Annotated in this window: 17 protein-coding genes; 15 read left to right on the plus strand and 2 right to left on the minus strand. The window is 48.7% G+C overall.

The window, feature by feature from the left end; translation table 11 throughout:
• The 15 genes from B5X72_RS09045 to B5X72_RS09115 all read left to right on the plus strand — a co-directional run.
• Window positions 1–300 (plus strand): IS66 family transposase (locus B5X72_RS09045; RefSeq protein ID WP_139378621.1); only part of this gene is annotated, 300 nt, incomplete at its 5' end.
• A 16-nt stretch (window positions 301–316) separates the two neighbouring features.
• A complete protein-coding gene (locus tag B5X72_RS21180) occupies window positions 317–574 on the plus strand; it encodes a LytTR family transcriptional regulator DNA-binding domain-containing protein (protein ID WP_394332953.1) in 258 nt (85 codons plus the stop codon).
• Window positions 575–771: 197 nt separating this feature from the next.
• On the plus strand, window positions 772–1,587 hold the full coding sequence (locus tag B5X72_RS09055; RefSeq protein ID WP_079716565.1) for an oxidoreductase: 816 nt from the start codon (window positions 772–774) through the stop codon (window positions 1,585–1,587).
• Window positions 1,588–1,598: 11 nt separating this feature from the next.
• Complete coding sequence (locus tag B5X72_RS09060; protein ID WP_079716566.1) at window positions 1,599–2,408, plus strand: helix-turn-helix domain-containing protein; 810 nt, start codon at window positions 1,599–1,601, stop codon at window positions 2,406–2,408.
• A gap of 74 nt (window positions 2,409–2,482) precedes the next feature.
• A complete protein-coding gene (locus tag B5X72_RS09065; RefSeq protein WP_079716567.1) occupies window positions 2,483–3,052 on the plus strand; it encodes a Crp/Fnr family transcriptional regulator in 570 nt (189 codons plus the stop codon).
• 81 nt (window positions 3,053–3,133) lie between these two features.
• A complete protein-coding gene (locus B5X72_RS09070) occupies window positions 3,134–4,108 on the plus strand; it encodes an aldo/keto reductase (RefSeq protein ID WP_079716954.1) in 975 nt (324 codons plus the stop codon).
• A gap of 441 nt (window positions 4,109–4,549) precedes the next feature.
• The gene (locus B5X72_RS09075; RefSeq protein ID WP_079716568.1) at window positions 4,550–5,728 is read left to right on the plus strand and encodes a TlpA family protein disulfide reductase; all 1,179 of its coding nucleotides are present in this window, start codon (window positions 4,550–4,552) and stop codon (window positions 5,726–5,728) included.
• Between the two features lie 312 nt (window positions 5,729–6,040).
• Window positions 6,041–6,613 carry an RNA polymerase sigma-70 factor gene (locus B5X72_RS09080; RefSeq protein WP_079716569.1) on the plus strand — a complete coding sequence of 191 codons (573 nt, stop codon included), beginning with the start codon at window positions 6,041–6,043 and terminating at the stop codon, window positions 6,611–6,613.
• 69 nt (window positions 6,614–6,682) lie between these two features.
• Window positions 6,683–7,864, plus strand: coding sequence for a FecR family protein (locus B5X72_RS09085; RefSeq protein WP_079716570.1), 1,182 nt, complete (start codon window positions 6,683–6,685; stop codon window positions 7,862–7,864).
• Window positions 7,865–8,139: 275 nt separating this feature from the next.
• Window positions 8,140–11,562 (plus strand): TonB-dependent receptor, encoded by a 3,423-nt coding sequence (locus tag B5X72_RS09090; protein ID WP_245826906.1) that lies wholly within the window; start codon window positions 8,140–8,142, stop codon window positions 11,560–11,562.
• Between the two features lie 10 nt (window positions 11,563–11,572).
• Window positions 11,573–13,540, plus strand: coding sequence for a RagB/SusD family nutrient uptake outer membrane protein (locus B5X72_RS09095; RefSeq protein WP_079716572.1), 1,968 nt, complete (start codon window positions 11,573–11,575; stop codon window positions 13,538–13,540).
• Between the two features lie 43 nt (window positions 13,541–13,583).
• Window positions 13,584–14,831, plus strand: coding sequence for a DUF5000 domain-containing lipoprotein (locus B5X72_RS09100; RefSeq protein WP_079716573.1), 1,248 nt, complete (start codon window positions 13,584–13,586; stop codon window positions 14,829–14,831).
• Window positions 14,832–14,854: 23 nt separating this feature from the next.
• Window positions 14,855–15,619 (plus strand): DUF4998 domain-containing protein, encoded by a 765-nt coding sequence (locus tag B5X72_RS09105; RefSeq protein WP_176146142.1) that lies wholly within the window; start codon window positions 14,855–14,857, stop codon window positions 15,617–15,619.
• Window positions 15,620–15,642: 23 nt separating this feature from the next.
• Window positions 15,643–17,382 carry a metallophosphoesterase gene (locus B5X72_RS09110; protein WP_217698120.1) on the plus strand — a complete coding sequence of 580 codons (1,740 nt, stop codon included), beginning with the start codon at window positions 15,643–15,645 and terminating at the stop codon, window positions 17,380–17,382.
• 35 nt (window positions 17,383–17,417) lie between these two features.
• Window positions 17,418–19,004, plus strand: coding sequence for a calcineurin-like phosphoesterase C-terminal domain-containing protein (locus B5X72_RS09115; RefSeq protein WP_079716576.1), 1,587 nt, complete (start codon window positions 17,418–17,420; stop codon window positions 19,002–19,004).
• Window positions 19,005–19,083: 79 nt separating this feature from the next.
• Here B5X72_RS09115 and B5X72_RS09120 read toward each other — a convergent pair whose 3' ends face one another.
• Both B5X72_RS09120 and B5X72_RS09125 read right to left on the minus strand, forming a co-directional pair.
• The gene (locus B5X72_RS09120) at window positions 19,084–20,691 is read right to left on the minus strand and encodes a calcineurin-like phosphoesterase C-terminal domain-containing protein (RefSeq protein ID WP_176146143.1); all 1,608 of its coding nucleotides are present in this window, start codon (window positions 20,689–20,691) and stop codon (window positions 19,084–19,086) included.
• A gap of 29 nt (window positions 20,692–20,720) precedes the next feature.
• Window positions 20,721–21,398 carry a DUF3823 domain-containing protein gene (locus B5X72_RS09125; protein WP_176146144.1) on the minus strand — a complete coding sequence of 226 codons (678 nt, stop codon included), beginning with the start codon at window positions 21,396–21,398 and terminating at the stop codon, window positions 20,721–20,723.
• Between the last annotated feature and the right edge of the window lie 40 nt (window positions 21,399–21,438).

Raw genomic sequence — 21,438 nt, forward strand, 5'->3', positions numbered from 1 at the left:
TGGGACGGGCTGTCGGCTTACCTGTATGACGGGAACCTGCAGATAGATAATAACCTATGCGAAAATGCGCTTCGTGGGGTTGCCCTTGGCCGGAAAAATTACCTGTTCGCCGGAAGCCACGAAGCGGCGCAGCGGGCAGCCATGATCTATTCCTTCTTCGCCATCTGCAGGAAACATGAGGTCAACCCCTTCCAATGGCTCAAATACACGCTGGAAAACATCATGTCCATCAACCACAAAAACCTCAAAGACTTATACCCGCAGAACTATAAAAAGATAGTTCAAAAATCAAACATGTAGTTCATAGGGCGGATACATCCACCAAGTCAAGCGACAACGCATCATCACCTATATGAGCCTAAAAGAATTAGATGATAGACTGTCCAATAGCGGCTTTATCAGGCTCCACAAATCGTTTATTATCTCATTTGCGCACTTAATTACGATAGAAGGCAATTGCGTAAGGATGTTAGATGAGGAGCGTCTAATCCCAATAGGCAGTGCCTATAAACAAGAATTTTTCAAGCTGTTAAACAAAAATCTTCTTTCGTCGCAGTGTACATCTTTTAATTGACTCAATCGCCTCAAACCTTCAAAAAAGCGTTCGAGTACCTGTACCAGCGGATCACAAAACCTCGCTGAACGTCAGGGCTTTTTTCAAAACCAAAAAATGTTGAGCTTCTATGCAAAGAGATTTGAACCTGTGAGCAAAATGCATCGCCTAAAAGAGTTCTAACTTTGCGCCATTATTGAAAATAAAACTTAGAAAAGATGAAAAAAGTCGTATTAATCACTGGGGCATCTGCAGGGATGGGCAAAGAAACCGCAAAACTATTGGCGCAAAACGGTTATGAAGTATATGGGGCGGCGCGTAGACAAGAAAGATTGGAAGATTTAAAGGCATTCGGGGTCAATCCTATTGTTTTAGATGTAACCAAGGATGAAACAATTACAGCTTGTGTCAAGCACATTTTAGCAGAAACCGGTGGACGGATTGATATTTTGGTCAACAGTGCAGGGTTTGGTTCGCACGGTGCCATCGAAGATGTTTCCATCAACGACGCTAAACATCAGTTGGAGGTCAATGTCTTTGGAGCCATGAGGCTTACACAATTGGTGTTGCCTTATATGCGCAGGAATAAATTTGGAAAAATTGTAAATATATCTTCGGTTGGTGGAAAATTGGCCGGCCCCTTAGGGGGTTGGTATCACGCCAGTAAATTCGCATTGGAAGGCTTGAGTGATAGTTTGAGAAACGAAGTCAAACCTTTCGGTATTGATGTTATTCTTATTGAACCGGGAGCCATTAAATCAGAATGGAGCAATATCGCCTATGATAATCTGATGAAGACATCAGGCAATGGAGCATACAAAGACATGGTATCAAAATTTGCAAATATGATTAAAAACAGTGATGATAAAAGTTCCGACCCTATTATTATTGCGGAACTGATCAAGAAGGCCATTGAATCAAAAAGTCCAAAAGCGAGATATGCAAAAGGTTACTTGGCTAAGCCCATTCTTTTTGTCAAGAAAATAACCTCAGATAAGTTAATGGATAAAATTCTCGCAAGTCAAATAAAGTAGTACCAAGTGAAATGGAAACGATAGACATTGTTCAGCATAATATATTGCTTTCTTACACGAGTAAGCAACAGTTTAGCCAAGAGCAATTTTGGAGTGAACATACATTGTCGATGCTTCTATCAGGAGAAGGGCGTGTCTACAACAATGAAGAAACACAACGATATACTCCGGGAACAATAGGATTGCTAAAAAGGAATCAGTTAGCCAAAACGGTTAAAATCCCTTCGGCTGACGGAAAGCCTTTTAAGTCCGTAGGTATCATTTTAGACCAGGAAACGTTAAGAAGATACAGTGCTGCGAATGGACTTGCCGCAACGTCGCCCTACACAGGGAAAACGATGCTTAAACTCAATCAAAATCATTTTATCTCAGGATTTTTTGATTCGCTTCTTCCCTATTTCGAACAGCCAGGACAGTTAACTAAACGATTATCAGAACTGAAAACGAAAGAGGCGATTGAACTTCTGCTGTCTCATGATCCCGGATTAAAAGAATTGCTGTTTGACTTCAGTGAACCTTTCAAAATCGATTTGGAAACCTTCATGAACAGCCATTTCACCTACAATGTGCCGATAAAACAATTCGCAAAATTAACAGGAAGAAGTATGTCAACCTTTAAAAGGGATTTTAAAAAAGCGTTCCACCAAACACCTGAAAGATGGTTAAAGGACAGGCGTTTAGATAAAGCACATTTTTTAATTTCAGAATTAAGACAGAGACCTTCGGAAGTTTATTTGCAAGTCGGGTTTGAGAACTTTTCGCACTTTTCTGCTTCGTTCAAACAAAGATTCGGATACAATGCTTCAACGGTTGGGCAGTGAGAACCATACGTGTAAATGACTATGTTTTTGCCGAATGACAAATGTCCCTAACTAACGATTGCTAACTTTGTGGAATGGAGAGGTTTATTGAATACATTTTACAGTTTGGGAATTTAAACCAACAGCAAATTGACCTTGTTTCAAGCAAAGCAACAGTGTTAGCGCTTGGCAAAGACGACTATTATTGGGAAGCCGGAAAGATGGTAAGACGCATTGGTTTTCTTACAGCCGGCGTGCTTCGGGTTTATTATTACACCAATAAAGGTGAGGAAAATACCCGATATTTTATAGATGAGAACCACCTGATTCTGGATGGCCCTGCCTTTGAGGGGAATTACGTACCCTCAGAATACCTGCAAGCCATGACAGACTGCGAGCTTGTCATATTCTCAAAAAAAAATTGGAACGAAATTTCCGAAACTATTGTCGATTGGGATAGTATCGTCCACAAAATAACGGCAAAACATCATAGGGAAAAATTAGAAAGGAGAAGTAATTTGGTTTCCCAGGATGCCACCACCCGCTACCTTGATTTTATCGAAAAATTTCCAACGCTGATCAATCGTATTCCGTTGTCTTATATTGCGTCATACCTGGGAATAACCCAATCTTCCTTAAGCAGAATACGAAAAAATATCCGCTAAAATTGCTTTTTGCCATATGGCAAATGGTTTCATTTTTTATTGAGCAACCTTTGTGGTATCAAATTAAAAATCAGTAAAAAAATGGAATCAAGAAAATTAGGAATTAGCGGACTGGAAGTATCTGCATTGGGGTATGGTTGCATGGGATTGAGCTTTCCGAATGCACCTGCCAAAGAAGAAAGCATCAGGCTAATCCGTTCAGCAGTTGAACAGGGCATAACGCTTTTTGACACGGCACAGGGTTATGGCGACAACGAACTCTTGGTTGGTGAAGCACTGGAGCCTTTGCGTAAGGGGGTTGTAATTGCAACCAAGTTTGGCTTTAAAGACGGAAATGTAAGGTTGGGACTGGACAGCCGCCCGGAAACCATCAAAGCCGCGGCAGAATCATCTTTAAAACGCCTGAAGACCGACTGCATTGATTTGCTTTACCAACATCGGTTTGACCCCAACGTCCCCATTGAGGATGTTGCAGGCACAGTAAAAGAGTTGATCCAACAGGGAAAAGTAAAGTATTTTGGTCTATGTGAGATAAACGCGGATATCATCCGAAAGGCGCACGCTGTTTTGCCTGTGACAGCTTTGCAGAGCGAGTATTCCATGTTCTATCGCGAACCCGAAAATGAAATTATCCCCGTATTGGAGGAATTAGGAATTGGTTTTGTTCCTTTCAGTCCCTTAGGCAAAGGATTCCTGACAGGAACAATCAACGCAGAGGTGGAGTTGGACAAGGCGGATACCAGGAATATGTTGCCTCGTTTCAGCAGGGAAAACAGAGCCGCCAACCAGGCATTGGTTGATTTAGTGGTTTCCATTGCGGAGGAAAAAAACGCTACGCCTGCGCAAATAGCGTTGGGTTGGCTGTTGGCCCAGAAGCCATTCATTGTTCCAATTCCTGGGACATCAAAGTTACATCGGCTGCAAGAAAACATGGGTGGTGCTGACATTTCATTGACTGCTGACGACTTGAACAAAATCAATGCGGCATTGGCGACTATTCGCATCGTAGGCGAACGCTATCCTGCACAAATACGGGATACGGCGGAAAAGAAATGAAAAAGAACACCCCGCTCATGACGTTGAAAAATTGCTTGGCAGAAGCCGCTTGATTTGAACATAACGTTATTGCAGACATCCTTGCTTCGCAGTACAAAGCAAGCCTTGGCATGCTTCGCCAAGCGATAAGCAAAGTACCGGAAGAACAGTGGAATACCGAAGAATACGGCAATCCAAACTGGCAAATTGCCTACCATATTCTATGGGGAGTAAAATTTATTTTAACAAATTATTAAATTTCTCGATAGCCGGCAAAACTGCTGGAACATCGTTAACAAAAGTCTTACCTTCGTTTCAATCAAGGTCTTCTTTGGAAAACTATCAATACCAAATAAACAGTCAAGCTATACAAGCTGAATAAACAATCAAGCAAAAGAAATATGGTTTAGACGTCTTAAACAAAGCCACGCGTTATATTTTTTGCGTACAAAATGCATATTCATGAGTCATAGATCGAATCTCCTGAAACTACTGGTATTATTTATGGTGCCTTGCTTTGGATCTCATCGGTCTACTGCCCAAACGGCAGTCATTTCTGGTATTGATAAACTGCATAAACGCACACCGGTTTTAGTCACGCGGTGGAACCCTACATTTGATGCACGTTATCAGCCTGCGTCAACCATCGCTCATGCTCATTATCAGAATGACAGTGTATTCACACTTGTTATTCCGGCGACGCGTCCTGTATCCGTAGATTTCCAAATGCCAAGCAGGGGATTCGCCCACAAATCGTGGGTTTCACCGAATGACAGCCTACGCGTTGAAATCGACCGGAATGCCGATTACCCCTTTTATTTTTCCGGGGAACATGCTTTCCATTACAATGTCTACCGCCAACTAAAAAGTTGGGAAGATGATTTATATAGCAAGGACATCCAAACGTTTGGTGATTTCAAGTCGGCATATCAGGGCATTGGCCACGCCGTAGATTCGTTATTGGAAGGTGCGGCCGGCGACCCCATGCTGTCCGCGTCATTTGCCGATGTGTTTAAGGAAGAAATTAAAGCCAAATACATCGCGGATTTAACGAATTTCATGAGGAAATTCGGCAAACAGGACCAATCGCTGGCCATGCAGGAAATTAGGCTTCAGCACGTGGAATTGGCCAATGACGATTTGCTTAGCTCCCGCTTTTTTACACTGGGGCTAACCGTCCCACTTCCCGTAGGAAAAGATAGCTCGTTGACCGAAATGGAGGAATTTGAACGAAATATAGATTATGTAGATGAACATTTCGAAAACCGCATCAGGGAATTTTTATTGGGTTCCCTGGCAGCCAAATATTCCGGAGTGTTTTCGGATAAGCCGCCGACTCACAAATTGGAGTATACCAGCGTTACACAAAAAATTGCCTCACAAATTACGGATACGGTATATAAACAATGGGTATTGGGCAGCCTCGATTATGTCAACAAACTAAATCAGCAGCTTCCGGACAAGGCACTCAATGCCGTTTTGACGGATGATCAGGGGAACGAGCTTTCCATGCGCCAGATCCTTGACGCCCATAAGGGCCGCTATTTACTAATTGATATATGGGCAAGCTGGTGCGTTCCGTGTCTTGCTGAGCTGGAACATGCCGGACAGACAAAAAGCAAACTATATTTTACAGTCTAAAGACTCTCCCCTATTCGAGTTTTTGAACATTGCAGGAGGGCAAGGTATACCACGCTATATCTTATTTGACGAGGAGGGTAAACTCAAATCCTTAAGCATGCCCCGGCCGAGCGACTTTAGCGCGTTTAAAGGTAGGCTGAATGATTTCAGAAGGGTTGAGATAACTTATTAAGGTGATAATGGATGTGGATATACCTCCTCCCGCTATTTCAAACGATGAGCTTATGGTTTTCTTTAATGTAAATTAACGCTTGGATAACATTACCCAGCTACCTTTGGCGCCGTACTAGACCATGAGCAGCGGCACGGCGTATGGACACCAACGATAATGCATCGACAATATACGAATCCAAGGAACAGTTACTGTCTCAACAGTCTTTGTTCGAAGCATACTATACCCGGCTGTGTGATTTTGCTCGGCGTTTTCTAGGCGATGTAGATATCGTTGAGGATGTGGTGCAAGATGTTTTCGTAGCCTATATCGAACGGCATACATCGGTTTCAAATCGGCCAGAATCAATCAAGGCATTCCTTTATCAATCCGTCAAGAATGCCTGCTTGAACAGGCTCAGGCACGAAAAGGTCACCGAGCGGTACGAAGCGACAAGGCCTTCGGAAGTCTTCGAAGAACACCACGCCCTTTCGTCGATGATTCATGCCGAAGTTGTTGGCGAAATACACCAAGCATTGCGGCAACTGCCTGAAGGATGCCGCATGGTGATTCGCTTGGGCTTTTTCGAAGGGCTGAACAACCCGCAGATTGCACATGAACTCAACATCAGCATCAATACGGTGAAAAGTCAAAAACAACGTGCGCTATCCTTATTGCGGACTTACCTAAGCCCGCAAGCCATGAGCTTGTTGCTTCCTATCCTACTTTTTTAAAAAAGTTGTTTTTCCGTTCCACCCACTTTCGGTATGTCCGTGTCTTAGGATAAAAGCGGAACATATATCATGGACGAAAAAGAGGCGCTTGATTTCTCCCAATCACTATTAAGGTACTTGCGGATGGAACTTACTCCGGACGAAGAGCGTGTTTTTTTGCAGTCCGTTGCTTCCGATCCGGCAAAACAAAAGTTACTGGACTATTACCGGAACACGAGTGCTTTGCAAAAAGACTTTGCCTATGCCGAACGACTGAACGTGACCGCTGCCTGGGAAAAGGTGCATGCACGGACAGCGCCGCACAGTTCAGCGCATAATCGTACGCAAAGAAGAATGGCTAACTGGAAATGGCTTTACCGGGCAGCGGCATTGGTCGCTGCGGTGGCAATGGCGATGTGGTGGTATAGCAGCCGACAAGATGGCCGTGTCATAGCAGACAGCCAATTTGGCTTCAAAAACGATGTACTACCAGGGGATGACCGGGCAACACTCGTGCTATCCAATGGCAAGACGGTATCGCTGGACCAATCCGAACGGTCTATCAAAGAGGGAAAACACGCCATTTCCCAAACGAAAAACGGAATGCTTAGCTACCTGCAGCAAAACGGTGTTGACCCTTCGCATTTCAATGAAATCAGGGTTCCTTACGCAGGGCAATATAAAGTGACGCTGGCCGACGGCACCGTCGTATGGGTCAATTCTGGCTCAACTTTAAAATTTCCAGTTCAGTTTAGTGGCAACGAGCGGCGCGTCTTCTTGGATGGCGAAGCCTTTTTTGACGTAGCTAAAGACCCCAATCGTCCCTTTTTTGTCGAGGCTGAAGGAAAAACCATCGAAGTGGTTGGTACCCGGTTTAACGTTTCTGCATACTCCGAAGAGGTGCAGGCTACTTTGGTTGAAGGGGCCGTCAAGATTATGGATACACGTTCGGTCCGCCTGCTCACCCCGGGTCAACAGGCTGTGTGCAAGCCGACGGGTATCGATGTGCTGCCGGCCAACCTGGAACGAGTCACCGCATGGAAAGACGGATATTTTGTTTTCGACGGCAACCATATACAAACCATCATGGAACAGATTGCGCGCTGGTATCAGGTACAGGTGCATTACGAAGGCAAGATACAGCAAGATGTTTACAGCGGTAGTGTACCGCGCAACTCCACATTGGGCGGTGTATTACGCATGCTCGCTGATGTAAGCGACCTGCGATTCGAGATTGATGGAAGGAATGTCATCGTATCAAATAACCACTAAAGTAAAATTACGTTCACTTAAACACTAACAGCATGGGATAATAAACGTACAAACAACTCCTAAGTAAGCCCCAAAAAAAACGCCGGAAGTGAGCCACCACTTCCGGCAATACAGAAGGGCTATCAACAGAGAATCAGTAGAATTCAATGGTATAATAGTAACCCTTTATTTGTGACGAAAGTATGAAATATTTGACACAAGTCAAAAACTTGGAACAGGCAAGTTTTGGACTTGCCTCGACCAGTAACATTCAATATCCGCTAATTTTCAGGATCATGAAACTGGTTATGTTTTTAACCCTGGCGCTGGCATTAGGCGCCCATGCCACGAGCAAGGCACAGTTGGTAACACTCGTTGTCGAAAAGGCAGATATCAAAGATGTTTTCGATGAGCTACAGAAGCAGACCAACTATCGTTTCTTATACAATGAACGTATTTTCGAGCAGATGAATCCGGTTTCATTGCACGTGAAAAATGAAAGCCTGGACAATGTACTGGACCGGTTGTTCGAAGGCAAGGATATCGCTTACCGAATGCGGACAGACGTGATCACCATCCGGTCGACTCGCCGCCCCAGGTATTACAACAGCTTGACCAAGCAAGACCTGACTGTCATTGGTACCGTCACCGATTCGGTCGGTCCCATGACCGGTGTTTCGGTATTCGTCAAAGGCAGGCCGTCTATCGGCACCACAACCGACCTGAACGGCAAGTATGTACTGGAAATACCCCAAGGCGAGGTCGTGTTGGTCTTCAGCATGGTGGGATTCGAAACCATGGAAATACCGGTGAGCGGGAAAAAAGTGATTGACGTGTTGATGAACGTAGACCAAAGCGGCTTGGACGAAGTTGTGGTGGTTGGATACGGTACCCAAAAAAAGGAGTCAGTGATCGGCTCCATTACCACAATAAACCCAGGGGAGTTGAAAGTTCCTTCGAGCAATCTGACAACGGCCTTAGCGGGCCGGGTGGCCGGTATGATCGCTTACCAGCGTAGCGGGGAGCCGGGTGCAGATGACGCGCAGTTTTTTATCCGGGGTGCCACCACCTTCGGGTACCGACAATCTCCGCTGATCCTGATTGACGGGATGGAATATACGACAACGGACCTGGCGCGGCTGCAACCGGACGATATCAAGGAGTTTTCTATCTTGAAAGATGCTACGGCAAGCGCAGTATACGGCGCCAGGGGCGCCAATGGTGTCATTCTGGTCACTACCAAGGGCGGTGCGGAAGGCAAACCCCGTATCAGTTTCCGGGCAGAAAACTCCATTTCAGCACCTACACGGCAAGTGAAACTGGCGGATCCCATCACATACATGCGGCTGAGCAACGAGGCGGTGCTTACCCGCGATCCGCTGGGCGAGATCATCTATCCTCAGAGTCAGATTGACAATACCATTGCAGGAACCAACCCCATCGCCTTCCCGCAAGTGGACTGGCAAGAAGCGTTGTTTAAAGACTATACGCTGAATCAACGGTATAATTTCAACCTGAGCGGGGGCGGGCAGGCGATGACCTACTACGTCGCCGGCACGTACAACCGAGACAATGGCGTCTTAAAGGTAGACCCGAGGAACAATTTCAATTCCAATGTGGATCTCAATTCATACAACCTCCGGGCGAATATCAACATCAACGTATCCAAATCGACCAAAGTGGGTGTTCGTCTTAACGGAAACTTCGACGACTACAGCGGACCGCTATCCGGCGGTGAAGATATCTTCAAGATGGTGATGCGGGCTCCGCAGACTCGCTTTCTTCCGTATTATCCAGAAACCCCTGACGACAGGGGGCTGAATCACATCAAGTTTGGCAACACGTTGGCCGGAAACGCGGTAAATCCTTATGCCGAAATGGTGAAAGGGTACCGCGAGTACAGCCGGTCGCTGATGGTTGCACAGGTAGAACTCGACCAGGATCTTCACTTCATTACCGAGGGGCTATCGTTCAACGGAATGATGAACACCAATCGGCGAGCTTATGCATCGGTAGGGAGGCAATACATCCCGTTTATATACGCCATGAATTACTACGATAAGCTGACCAACACCTACCAATTGATACCCCTTAACGACGGCCCTGCATCTTCCGGTGGTGGCACCGACTGGTTGGATTTCGTGCGCGGCGATGAGACGGTAAATGCTGTATTTCACTTACAGACAGCTTTGAACTACAACCGTTCGTTTGCGGAAAAGCACAATGTCTCGGCCATGGGCATTTTGGTGATGAGATCCGAAACAGAGAGCAATGCGGAAACGTTGCAGGAGTCATTGCCGTATCGCAACCTTGGCGTCTCCGGTCGGGCCACTTACAATTATGACAGCCGTTATTTCGTCGAGTTTAACTTCGGCTACAATGGATCCGAGCGATTTTCAGCGCAAAACCGCTACGGCTTTTTCCCATCGGCAGGTGTTGCTTGGGCCATCTCAAACGAACATTTTTTCGAGCCGCTGTCGTCATTCATCAATAAGTTGCGGGTACGCGCCAACATCGGGCTGGTCGGCAACGACGCCATCGGTAGTGCCAGTGACCGTTTCTTTTACCTATCGGAGGTCAACATGAATGAGGGTGGGTATGGATACCAATTTGGCACCAATGCAGGCTATGGGGGCGCGGGGTACAGCATCAGCCGCTATGCCAATCCAGCAATCACCTGGGAGACTTCCCGCAACACCACATTCGGTTTGGAGCTGGGACTGGGAGGACGATTTAACCTCATAGCCGAGTACTTCATGGATCATCGGTACAACATCCTGATGAATCGAGCGTCCATACCTGCTACCATGGGCTTGCAGGCCACGCCGAGGGCCAACGTAGGTGAAGTAAAGTCCCGGTCTACCGACCTCCAGCTGGATTACAGCAACAATTTCGGGCCGGACTTCTACCTCTCGTTCCGAGGCAACTTCACTTTTTCCCAAAACCGCTACGAAGCGTTTGAAGAACCGTCCTATGCTGAGCCTTGGTTATACCGAAAAGGGCATTCCACGTCGCAGCGCTGGGGATATATCGCCGAACGGCTTTTCGTCGATGATTATGAAGTGGCGAGTTCGCCGGTACAGAACTTCGGCGATTTCATAACCCGTGGTGGCGATATCAAATACCGCGATATCAACGGGGACGGTGTCATCAATTCATTGGATCAGGTTCCAATCGGCTTCCCTACGGTACCTGAAATCGTTTATGGCTTCGGCTTCTCCACACGGTACAAGTCTGTCGACTTTTCAGCGTTCTTCCAAGGGTCGGCGCGCTCCTCTTTTTGGATAGACGTCAATGCAACGTCTCCTTTTATCAATTACCGTTCGCAGGCAGAGATTGACGCAGGTTTCCTAGCCGGTAAACAGCTGCAGAACCAATTGCTCAAGGTTTATGCCGATAGCTATTGGTCCGAGGAAAACAGGGATCTGTATGCGGTGTGGCCACGATTGTCTTCAGTTTACAACAGCAACAGCAACCAGACCAGTACCTGGTTTATGCGAAATGGGGCGTTCCTTAGGCTAAAGAGTGTAGAGCTGGGTTATACCTTTCCCAGGTCGCTCGTCGAGCGCATTCAAGTGCAAAACCTGCGGCTGTACGGCTCAGCAACCAACCTATTTACCATCACCGGATTTAAGTACTGGGATGTCGAAATGGCCGGCAATGGGCTCGGCTATCCGATCCAACGTGTGATGAACATCGGTTTACAGTTAGATTTCTAATATCGATTACATGAAAGCTATTCGAATAAGCGCAGGCATTTTATTGGCGGTGTCGCTCAATGCCTGCAAGGACTATCTTGATATCATACCCGACAATGTACCGACCATCGACTATGCGTTTCACCTACGCTCGTCGGCTGAACGGTATCTGTTTACATGTTATTCCTATTTGCCCAATAATGGTCGAGTAGACCTCAATGCCGGATTCAACGCCGCAGATGAAGTTTGGTACTTCCAGCAGATGGGTGGAGCCGGCAGCGACTTTAATGCGTCGGTGTTCAATGTGGCTAGGGGAATGCAGAACATTCAGGATCCGCTGGTGAATTACTGGAATGGGGCTAACCAAGGGAAACCCTATTTCCAGGCCATCCGCGACTGTAACACTTTTTTGGAAAATATAGACCAGGTGGTGAACTTAGAAGAGTACGAAAAAGAACGGTGGATCGCCGAAGTAAAGTTCCTGAAGGCGTACTACCATTTTTTTCTTGTGCGAATGTACGGCCCTATTCCCCTGATCCGGACCAATCTGCCGCTGGAATCATCACCGGAGGACGTGAAAATCTATCGGGAACCGCTGGATGATTGTTTTGCGTATATCGTCGAACTGCTTGACGAGGCCATTGCCAATGAAAGCCTGCCCGATCACATCGGAGGATTGGAAAACACGGAGCTTGGCCGAATCACCCGCGCAATTGCTTTGGCGGTAAAAGCCAAGGTGTTGGTGACGGCGGCCAGCCCGCTGTTTAACGGCGGCAACCCTGGCTTCTTCACCGTGCAGGACAACCAAGGCCGCGAGCTGTTCAATACTGAACCTGATCCGCAGAAATGGGTACGGGCGGCCGACGCTTGCCGGGAGGCTGTTGAATTTTGCGAAGCGCAAGGTTTCGGCCTGCACCGGTTTGGCGGCAGTTTTTCCTATACCATCAACGACACCATCAAGACGCAGTTGGATATCCGGACGGCCGTCACCGAGCGAGAAAACAACCGGGAGGTCCTATGGCCGCTGACCAATAGCCGGCTCGGTGATATTCAGCGCCTATTCTCGCCCCAGATTATTCCTGGCGACCGCGGAGTGGAGGCGGTGACCCCCAAGGGTTCTGTAGCGCCTACGCTGAAGATGGTCCGGCAATATTATACGGACAAGGGGCTACCTATCGAATATGACCGGGATTGGGTGGCCCAGTCCGACGAAGCGCTCGTCACAGCGACGGAGGAAGACCGGTACTATATAAAAAAAGGGCAGGCAACCGTTAGGCTGCACTATGACCGGGAGCCCAGATTCTATGCCTCGGTCGGATTCGACCGCGGAATCTGGTTCGGCAATGCCACGAACAACTATGATGTGACCCTGGAAGACGACGGAAATAGTGGTATGTTGTACATACAGGGAAGGTCAGGCGAACTTTCCGCACGGCAAGGTGTGAACGGATACTCCGTCACTAGTTACCAGCTCAAAAAACTCGTTGACATCCGCACAGTGCAGACACCACAGCTGCCGGCCACAAATATCCACGCTTACAATTGGCCGGAGTTCAGGATGGCCGACCTGTACCTGCTTTATGCTGAAGCACTCAATGAAGTGGGTGGCTACAGTGCGGAGGTCTCCAAGTGGATTAATAAGGTACGCGAACGGGCCGGTATCCCCCCTTTGGAGAAATCCTGGGATGAGTACTCCACACAGCCAGGGTACTACCTGGATAGGAATAACCTGCGGCAGATCATCCGGCAGGAACGGACCAACGAACTGGCTTTCGAAGGTCATCGTTACTGGGACCTCAAACGATGGATGATTGCGCATACCAGCGGTAATCTGAACGGGCCGGTACACGGTTGGGATATTGAGCAGCGCGATGCTGAATCCTTTTACAGACCGGTGCTCCTGTTCAATCAGCGGTTCGCGATGCGTGATTACTTCTCGCCCATCCGCTTGTCTGAACTGCAAATCAACGCAAACCTGGTACAAAATCCGGGTTGGTAATCCTTTGGCAAAATTTATATCAATAAATAAAAAAAACTGGGTTATGACACAATTCTATATACGGCTGATACTTGTCCTGGCGGGCGTGTTAGCCTTGCTGTCCTGTTCTGATGACAATTTCGGTCCGATTGACCGGAGGGGCGGTATCCCCGGGCCAGTAAGTGACGTCCGGGTGGAAAACCTGGCCGGAGGAGCCAGGATATCTTACGTTTTGCCGTCCGATGAAAGTCTGCTTTATGTAAAGGCAGTGTATTTATTGAACGGAGAAGAAGTCGAATCGAAAGCGTCTTACCTGACGAATAATATTGTGCTGGAAGGCTTTGGCGACGAGAACGAGCGGGAAGTGACCCTCTATGCGGTAAGCCGTGCCGAGGAGACCTCCTCTCCGGTAACGGCAGTTATCAAACCACTGCAAGCGCCGGTATTTTCGGTGTTCGAGTCGCTGGACGTGCAGGAAACATTCGGTGGTATCGTGGTCAATTTCGAAAACCCGCACGCAGCGAGCAGGAGTGTAAACAGCAATGTGGTCGTCGGTACCCTGCGGTGGGATCAGGAATTGAATGAATGGGAGGAGATCGGCACGCATTACAGCGGATTGACGAAAGATCAATTTGCCGTGCGGGGACTGGAATCAAAACCTTATCGGTTCGGGATTTTCGTCAGGGATCGTTGGGACAATCATACCGATACGCTGGTGACCGAACTCACGCCGATTTATGAAGAGGAGATCAGCAAATCCAATTGGAGGGATGTACGGGGGCGTTATCCAGTGCCTCAAGTGGGCATTCTACCGGTGTCTGGAAATCCCATGTTGGAAGGTTTGGATTATTCCGGTGCCTATCCGATTACCAACCTGTGGGATGGCAATGTCGGTAGCTTTTTCCACACGAGATCGGGACTCGAAATGCCCATCTGGATCCCCTTTGATTTGGGGGAGCCCATTAAGCTGAGCCGCTACCAGATTTGGCAACGTTCTGTTGCTGGCGGATACTTCTCTCATGGCAACCCACATGAATGGGAAATATGGGGTACGAACACACCCGAGGATCCGGATAGCTGGGTACTGATCGCGCATGAGGTCATGGAAAAGCCATCGGGATTGCCCGTTGGTCAGAATTCGGCAGACGACCGGGCGGTTGCCGCGGCAGGTCAGGAATATGACTTTGTTTTGGACGCTCCTGCTGTTCGTTATCTCGCTTGGAAGCACATAGACAACTGGGCATCCATTCAGGGCGAATTTGGATTCCTTCATATCAATGAACTCTCACTTTGGGGACAGCGCAATCAATAATGAACATATCGAATACGCAAAAGATGAAAAAAATAAATGCCTTGTCGGTTCTCCTGTTAGCCGTCGTTTTGCTACTGCTCGGGCAGGCATGCGAGAAAATGGAAGACACCTATGCTCAATACCTACAGGGGGGCGAAATTATTTACCCCGGTAAAGCCGATTCCCTGCGGGCCTTTCCAGGGGATCAGCGTATCGCACTGCAATGGCTCATTGTATCTGATCCCAAGGTCGTGCGGACTGTGGTGTATTGGAATAATGGCACAGACTCGATAACAGTGCCCATCCAGAAAAGTGCCGACATAGATACGATTACTGTGATACTTCCCGATATGGAAGAAGGGCTGTATACCTTTGATGTCTATACGTACGACAGCCTTGGAAACCGTTCCGTCGGCTCGCAGGTCATCGGCGAGGTTTACGGGGAAACCTATCACCAAACGATTAGCAATCGACTGGTACGATCAGTTGAATGGCTGGATCTGCCTCAGGAAGGCGATATTCCGGCCTTTAAAGGTGCGCAAATCAATTGGTATGGGGTTAATATGCAGGCCGTTTTCATGGATATCCGGTACACACATGAGGATGGCCGGATTGTAGCGATCCGCGAGGAGCCCGTGCGTGTCAGCGGCCGCCCGCCGTTGTTCCGTGAAACCACGCGACTTCCGGATTGGCAGCGAAACTCCGCGATCACCTACCGGACTGCGTTCATGCCGGATACTTTAGCCATTGATACGTTTTTCACGGAATACACTGTCTATGCACCGCTATCAAGGGAGGAACAACCATGAAGGATCGATTTTTTTTAATGCTCTTGGCAGTATTCATACTGCTACCGGGATTTTCACTGCCTTCTTTTGAAGATGAAGAAGGTGCCTTCTCGATTGCGGTATTACCCGATACGCAGTTTTACACCGCTGAGGTGCACGGGGGAAAGAAAGAGATGTTTTTTGCTCAAACCGAATGGATTAGAAACAATCAGAAATCGGAGAACATCCAGTATGTAGTGCATCTTGGAGATATTGTGAACTACGGAGAGCAAGATACGTTGGCTTGGCAATACGCCGCTCAGGCGCTATATGCCCTGGAGGACCCCTTGCCCGGTATGCCTCATGGGATTCCCTATGGGACAGCTGTAGGCAACCACGACCAATCGCCAGGACAACGTGCACTGAGTGACAGGACAACGTCTTTTAACCGCTATTTCGGGGTTGACCATTTTAGGGGTAAACCTTGGTACGGCGGGCATTACCGTCAAGACAATGACAGCCATTATGATTTGTTTTCGGCTGGGGGGATGGATTTTGTGGTTGTTTACGTCGAATACGACATGCTGGATGAAGATCAGGAAAACATGAATGATTGGGCAGCTGACGTGCTGAAAGAACATGCCGACCGGAAAGCGATTGTGGTCAGTCATGCTGTCGTTGGGAACAACCGGAAGGCTGGTACCAACGAAAAAGGATTTGCTGAATTTTCGAAGCAGGGCGCCAGGCTGTACGACCGGCTGAAAAGATGCCCCAACCTCTTTTTAATGCTTGGTGGTCACGTCGGGCAAAATGGCGAGGGCTATCGCCAAGAGTGCTATGCTGGCCAAATGGTCAAAATCATGTTATCTGATTACCAAGGCCGGGAAAATGGAGGCAATGGATTGATGCGGCTGCTTACGTTCCATCCCAAAAAAGACCGCATCGCCGTGCGGACGTTTTCGCCATATTCCAGCCAAGAGGAAACCGACGAGGACAGCCACTTTACAAAACCACTTTTTATGAATACCAATGCCGGTCGTCAGTTTGATTTCGACAACGATGGCCGATCGGATATCACGACGTTCGATGCGGGGGTGTGGAGCGGTCCGGAAGGGCAGGTTGCCTTGGGACAAGCAGGCGACATTCCTGTGCCGGCCGACTATACCGGTGACGGACAGACCGACCGGGCGGTATTCCGGCCCGATGCCGGCATATTTATCATTGAGGGGAAGGATACAGTCCACTTCGGCCAGCAGGGAGATATTCCCGTGCCCGGTGATTACGACGGCGACGGGTATGCAGACATCGCGGTATTCCGCCCGGCCGTGGGAACATGGTATATCCAAGGGCTGGAGCCCGTCAAATTTGGTGGGCCAAGATCCATCCCGGTGCCTGGCGACTACGACGGCGATGGGAAAATGGATGTTGCGGTTTTCAATCCGCAGCGGAGTGTGCTGCAAATTTATATGATGGGCAATCAGCGCTTTGAGGGCTATGCGGCCGATGAACTGATTCCCGTTCCGGCAGACTATAATGTTGACGGGAGAACGGATATTGCGGCATTCCATGCACATAGCGGTGAATGGATTATCTATAACGTAGGGAAGGAAATCGTCCGGCTCGGGCAACCGGGGGATGTGCCGATTCCCGGAAACTATCACCCGAGTGGAAAAGCCGTGCCGGCGGTACTGAGGAATGGCAAGGTAGTACTTGCCGATGGCGGACAGCTCGCGCATCCCAAAATAGCCGGCGGTGAAGTGGTGAACATCCCGCCCGCCATCCGGATGACAATATTGAAACAGTGACCGATTTACAATACAACATAACACGGATAAGAACAATGACACGAATACATCTTTTATTGGCTGGTTTATCAATCCTTTGCTGCACGCTTTTACAGGCACAGGATAACGTGACAGGTTATGTGTTCCATGACGCAAACAATGACGGTATCCGCGATCGGAATGAGCAAGGACTGGCCGGTATCGCCGTGAGCAATGGCAGGGAAGTGGTAAAGACTGACCGGAACGGGCGCTACGAGCTACCGATTGGCCATGATGACATTATCTTCGTCATCAAACCTTCTGGGTACCGCGTGCCGCTCAATACGCATAACCAACCTCAATTTTATTACATCCACAAGCCGATGGGTTCACCCAGTAACTTGGAGTATCCGGGGGTTAAGCCCACTGGCGCGCTGCCGAAGTCCGTGGATTTCGCCTTAGTTCCCCAACGAGAGGACAGCACCTTTAAGATGTTGGTGCTCGGCGATCCGCAAGTCCTGGACCAACGTGAACTTGGTTTTTTTGAAAAAGGGATCGTTTCGGAAATCGCCGGCACAGATGACGCAGCGATGGGTATCACGTTGGGGGATATTGTCCAGAACGACTTGGGAATGCATCAGGATTATATCCTGTTGATGGGTAAGGTGGGTATCCCCTGGTATAATGTGATCGGGAATCATGACCTGAACATGGATGCTCCTGTTGATTCCCTCCATGACGAAACGTTTGAAGCAAATTTCGGCCCGGCCACTTACTCATTTAACTATGGGCAGGCTCATTTCATCGTGATGGACAACAACCTCTATCCCGATCCGCGCGGGCGCAAGGGCTTGTGGGCCGGCTACAGTGAAAAACAGCTTGCCTTCGTCGAAAACGACTTGAAGCATGTTGGTAAAGATCAGCTGATCGTGTTGGTTAATCATATCCAGATGAATATCGTCAATGAAAACTCCTTCCGCAAGCCGGACCGCCAACGGCTGTTTGAACTGTTCCGCGGTTATTCAAACGTCTTGGCCCTTTCGGCTCATACCCATCAGCATCAGCAGTTTTTCTATGGGAAGGAAGATGGCTGGCCCAACGAGACGCCTTTGCATGAGTTTAATGTTGGGGCTACTTGCGGCAACTGGTATTCGGGTATCATCAACGAACATGGCGTAGCCGATGCGACGATGAGCGATGGTACGCCGCGGGGCTATGTCTATTTGAATATTTCGGGTAACCGATATACGGCGAACTTTAAGGTAGCCGGTAAGCCAGCGGATTACCAGATTGGCTTATTTCACCGAAAAGTACTCGGTACCATCTGGTGGGAGGGCCGAGGCCGGATATACGCCAATTTCTTCATGGGACATAAAGGGAGTAATGTGGAGTATCGGATAGATGATGAGGAATGGAAACCTATGCGGTACATATTACAGCCGGATCCGGCTTACGTTGCCGAATTGTATCGCTGGGACACGGCTGACACGCTTTTCCCCGGCCGCCGGCCAACGGAGCCGGCCGATTGCTCTCACCTGTGGTGGGCCCCGCTTCCCAACGACCGTGGTTTGGGTTTACATCGCATCCAAGTACGGGCGACGGACGACTATGGACAGGTATTTGTACAAGAAAGCACCTATGAAATCAGAGCGGCAGAAGAATAATTAACTTTGCTGTCTGTCGCATAAAAAATCCCCGGCCAACAGCGGTCCGGGGATCTGGTTTTCATTTGCTCAAATCGGGCTATAACACTTCTGGCAGTCGCTGAGGCGATTCAATACGCACAGGCCGCTCACTGAAAAATACCCGCCCGAACATATCCTTCGCCCGGACCTGTAACGTATAGGTACCAACCGGGAGTTCTGCACTGATCGATCCCCGCCATAAGTGGTTACACGGCACCGCATTGGATGGACGCCTACCCGGCATCAGCGTTTCGGTTAAATCCCAACGAAGGAAACGTGTATAATACGATGGATCAATAGCTACATGGTGTACCATTGCTTCCCATTCGCCGTCACCAATCCGGTATTCCACGAGGCTGTCTTCAGTACCCATGAAGAAGTTCACAAAGAAATCAGCCCGTGTATCACGCCGGTGGGCGACGACCGAGGGGGCGAATATGCTCATTTGATAGGCTGCGTCTTTTCCCGCTACCTTATAATCGATCGTATAGCGATTCCCGTCGATATTCAAAAATGCATAACCCTTTTCTGTCCCGTCGCGCATCGTGGCATAAGGCACGTTGTTTTCATCCAGTTCACCCGAATACCAATCGCCTGACGTCGTCCCGGCGTTATATTCGTGTAACGGTTTTTCATGCAGCCAGCCCTCCGCTTTCGTGTAAAAGTTCTGCCGCTGCAGGTGGGTATGCCCGCACATCATCATGACGTGTGGATGGCGCTTCAGGCATTCAAATAACCTGTTCCGATCTTCCGTGCGGAACGAGCGCCCAGCCATCGGAATGTGGTAGGCGAGCACGATGAGCTTGGAAGTGTCCGTATGTGCCAAGTCATTCTTCACAAACTCCAACTGGTCTTCTCGGAATCCGCCCCAATAGCCGCTGTTCTTCCTGGGGTCAGGCGAAAGGATATTATCGAGTACGATAAAATGGGCATTTCCATATTCGAATGCATAATTCGCAGGCCCGAAATGTGCCTCGAAGCTTTCGTCGGTCAATGAGTCTACGCCGGTTTCCCAGTTGAGGTCGTGATTGCCGACCATGTTGTACCATGGAATACCAACAGCCGCCATCTCCTGCTTATAATCGGCAAAAAGAAGCAAGTTGTCGCCCACCAGGTCGCCCAAGCTGATTCCGAAGGCCACTTGGTCTACACCACGCGCTTCTTCCAGAATCCCTTTGCGGAACCAAGCGATATCCTGCTGTGAGTATACCTGTGGATCCCCGAATACCAGCGTGCGGAACTGCGACGGTTCTTCTTGCGGAACCAGTGCAAAGTTGACCTCCTTGGGCAGCGGACCGGTAGGTGCTACCCCGGGGTATTTCATCGTTGTCGGCGAACCTTCCGGTTTATGAATGTAGAAAAACTGCGGAAGCATCAGCGAATCCACGGGGACCCGGTATCCCGATGGTTTGATGACAAACAAGATATTGTCTTCCCCTACTGGAAGCACATAGCGCCCGGTGGCATCGGTTTGCACGACTTCCCGACCGTTACTCACCGATACATTGGGTACGCCCGTCTCGCGGCGGTCGCGCTTTCCGTTGCCATTGCTATCTACATAAACATAGCCCGTCGCTGTCTGAGCAACTACATCTGCTCCGCAGAGGAGACAAAATAAAAGTGTCCATGCCGCGATGTTGCGGACTGACCATTTGAGTCGATTCATTTTTATAGCCATTTAAATTATTTACGAAATCAAGGCATTACAAGTTTTTTTGCCTCACTGAAATTATACGCCTCGGGAACCTCTCCATTCATTGCTCCCCGAGCACCTACCCGTACATAGTAAGTATACCCACTTTGGAGTTCGACTCCGTTCGATGCTGTTGAAGTAATCGAAGCATCCACATTCAGAAACGCGTTTGCTGCTGCACCGGTCAATACCGATGTCAGACGGGTGTCGTAATTATTCGAACCAACGTATTGTGTCGTGCTGATGAATAACAGTACCTGACTCAAGTCGCCCTGATAGGCTGGATTGTCGGTACCCCTGGCGATGCGCACATTGGCCGTAACAGTGCCATTGGCATTGGGTATTAACGCTGGTTCTCCCCACTCGATGACAAAGAAAGGCTCGACGACAAAATCAACTTCTGTATCGCCCCTGACTTCGACGTTCTCGCGGCCCGCAACGGGCACAAATGGCCCCTGTGGCACCATCGTATAGGTACTGGCGAAAGTTTTATGATTGATGTAGCTTCCATCCATGCCCACGTTGAGGTAGTATTCCGAAGGATTATCACTATAGCCGTAATCAAGCATCTTAATCCGTACCGAGCTTGAGCCAGCGTTTGCAAATACCGGACGGCCCTCCGTATCGACGATTCGCCCGCGCACTGTTTCTTCAGGTGCCGCATAGTTATCAACTTTCATACAAGCGCTGAAAAAAAACAGGACTGCCACGACAGAGCCG

Source organism: Parapedobacter luteus (assembly GCF_900168055.1).
GTDB classification, from domain to species: domain Bacteria; phylum Bacteroidota; class Bacteroidia; order Sphingobacteriales; family Sphingobacteriaceae; genus Parapedobacter; species Parapedobacter luteus.

Coding starts and splice junctions, on each gene's coding strand:
- B5X72_RS09120 (WP_176146143.1), bottom strand. CDS start 20,691: ATGAATCGACTCAAATGGTCAGTCCGCAACATCGCGGCATGGACACTT.
- B5X72_RS09125 (WP_176146144.1), bottom strand. CDS start 21,398: ATGAAAGTTGATAACTATGCGGCACCTGAAGAAACAGTGCGCGGGCGA.
- B5X72_RS09080 (WP_079716569.1), top strand. CDS start 6,041: ATGGACACCAACGATAATGCATCGACAATATACGAATCCAAGGAACAG.
- B5X72_RS09115 (WP_079716576.1), top strand. CDS start 17,418: ATGACACGAATACATCTTTTATTGGCTGGTTTATCAATCCTTTGCTGC.
- B5X72_RS09090 (WP_245826906.1), top strand. CDS start 8,140: ATGAAACTGGTTATGTTTTTAACCCTGGCGCTGGCATTAGGCGCCCAT.
- B5X72_RS09095 (WP_079716572.1), top strand. CDS start 11,573: ATGAAAGCTATTCGAATAAGCGCAGGCATTTTATTGGCGGTGTCGCTC.
- B5X72_RS09060 (WP_079716566.1), top strand. CDS start 1,599: ATGGAAACGATAGACATTGTTCAGCATAATATATTGCTTTCTTACACG.
- B5X72_RS09070 (WP_079716954.1), top strand. CDS start 3,134: ATGGAATCAAGAAAATTAGGAATTAGCGGACTGGAAGTATCTGCATTG.
- B5X72_RS09055 (WP_079716565.1), top strand. CDS start 772: ATGAAAAAAGTCGTATTAATCACTGGGGCATCTGCAGGGATGGGCAAA.
- B5X72_RS09075 (WP_079716568.1), top strand. CDS start 4,550: ATGAGTCATAGATCGAATCTCCTGAAACTACTGGTATTATTTATGGTG.
- B5X72_RS09100 (WP_079716573.1), top strand. CDS start 13,584: ATGACACAATTCTATATACGGCTGATACTTGTCCTGGCGGGCGTGTTA.
- B5X72_RS09085 (WP_079716570.1), top strand. CDS start 6,683: ATGGACGAAAAAGAGGCGCTTGATTTCTCCCAATCACTATTAAGGTAC.
- B5X72_RS09105 (WP_176146142.1), top strand. CDS start 14,855: ATGAAAAAAATAAATGCCTTGTCGGTTCTCCTGTTAGCCGTCGTTTTG.
- B5X72_RS09065 (WP_079716567.1), top strand. CDS start 2,483: ATGGAGAGGTTTATTGAATACATTTTACAGTTTGGGAATTTAAACCAA.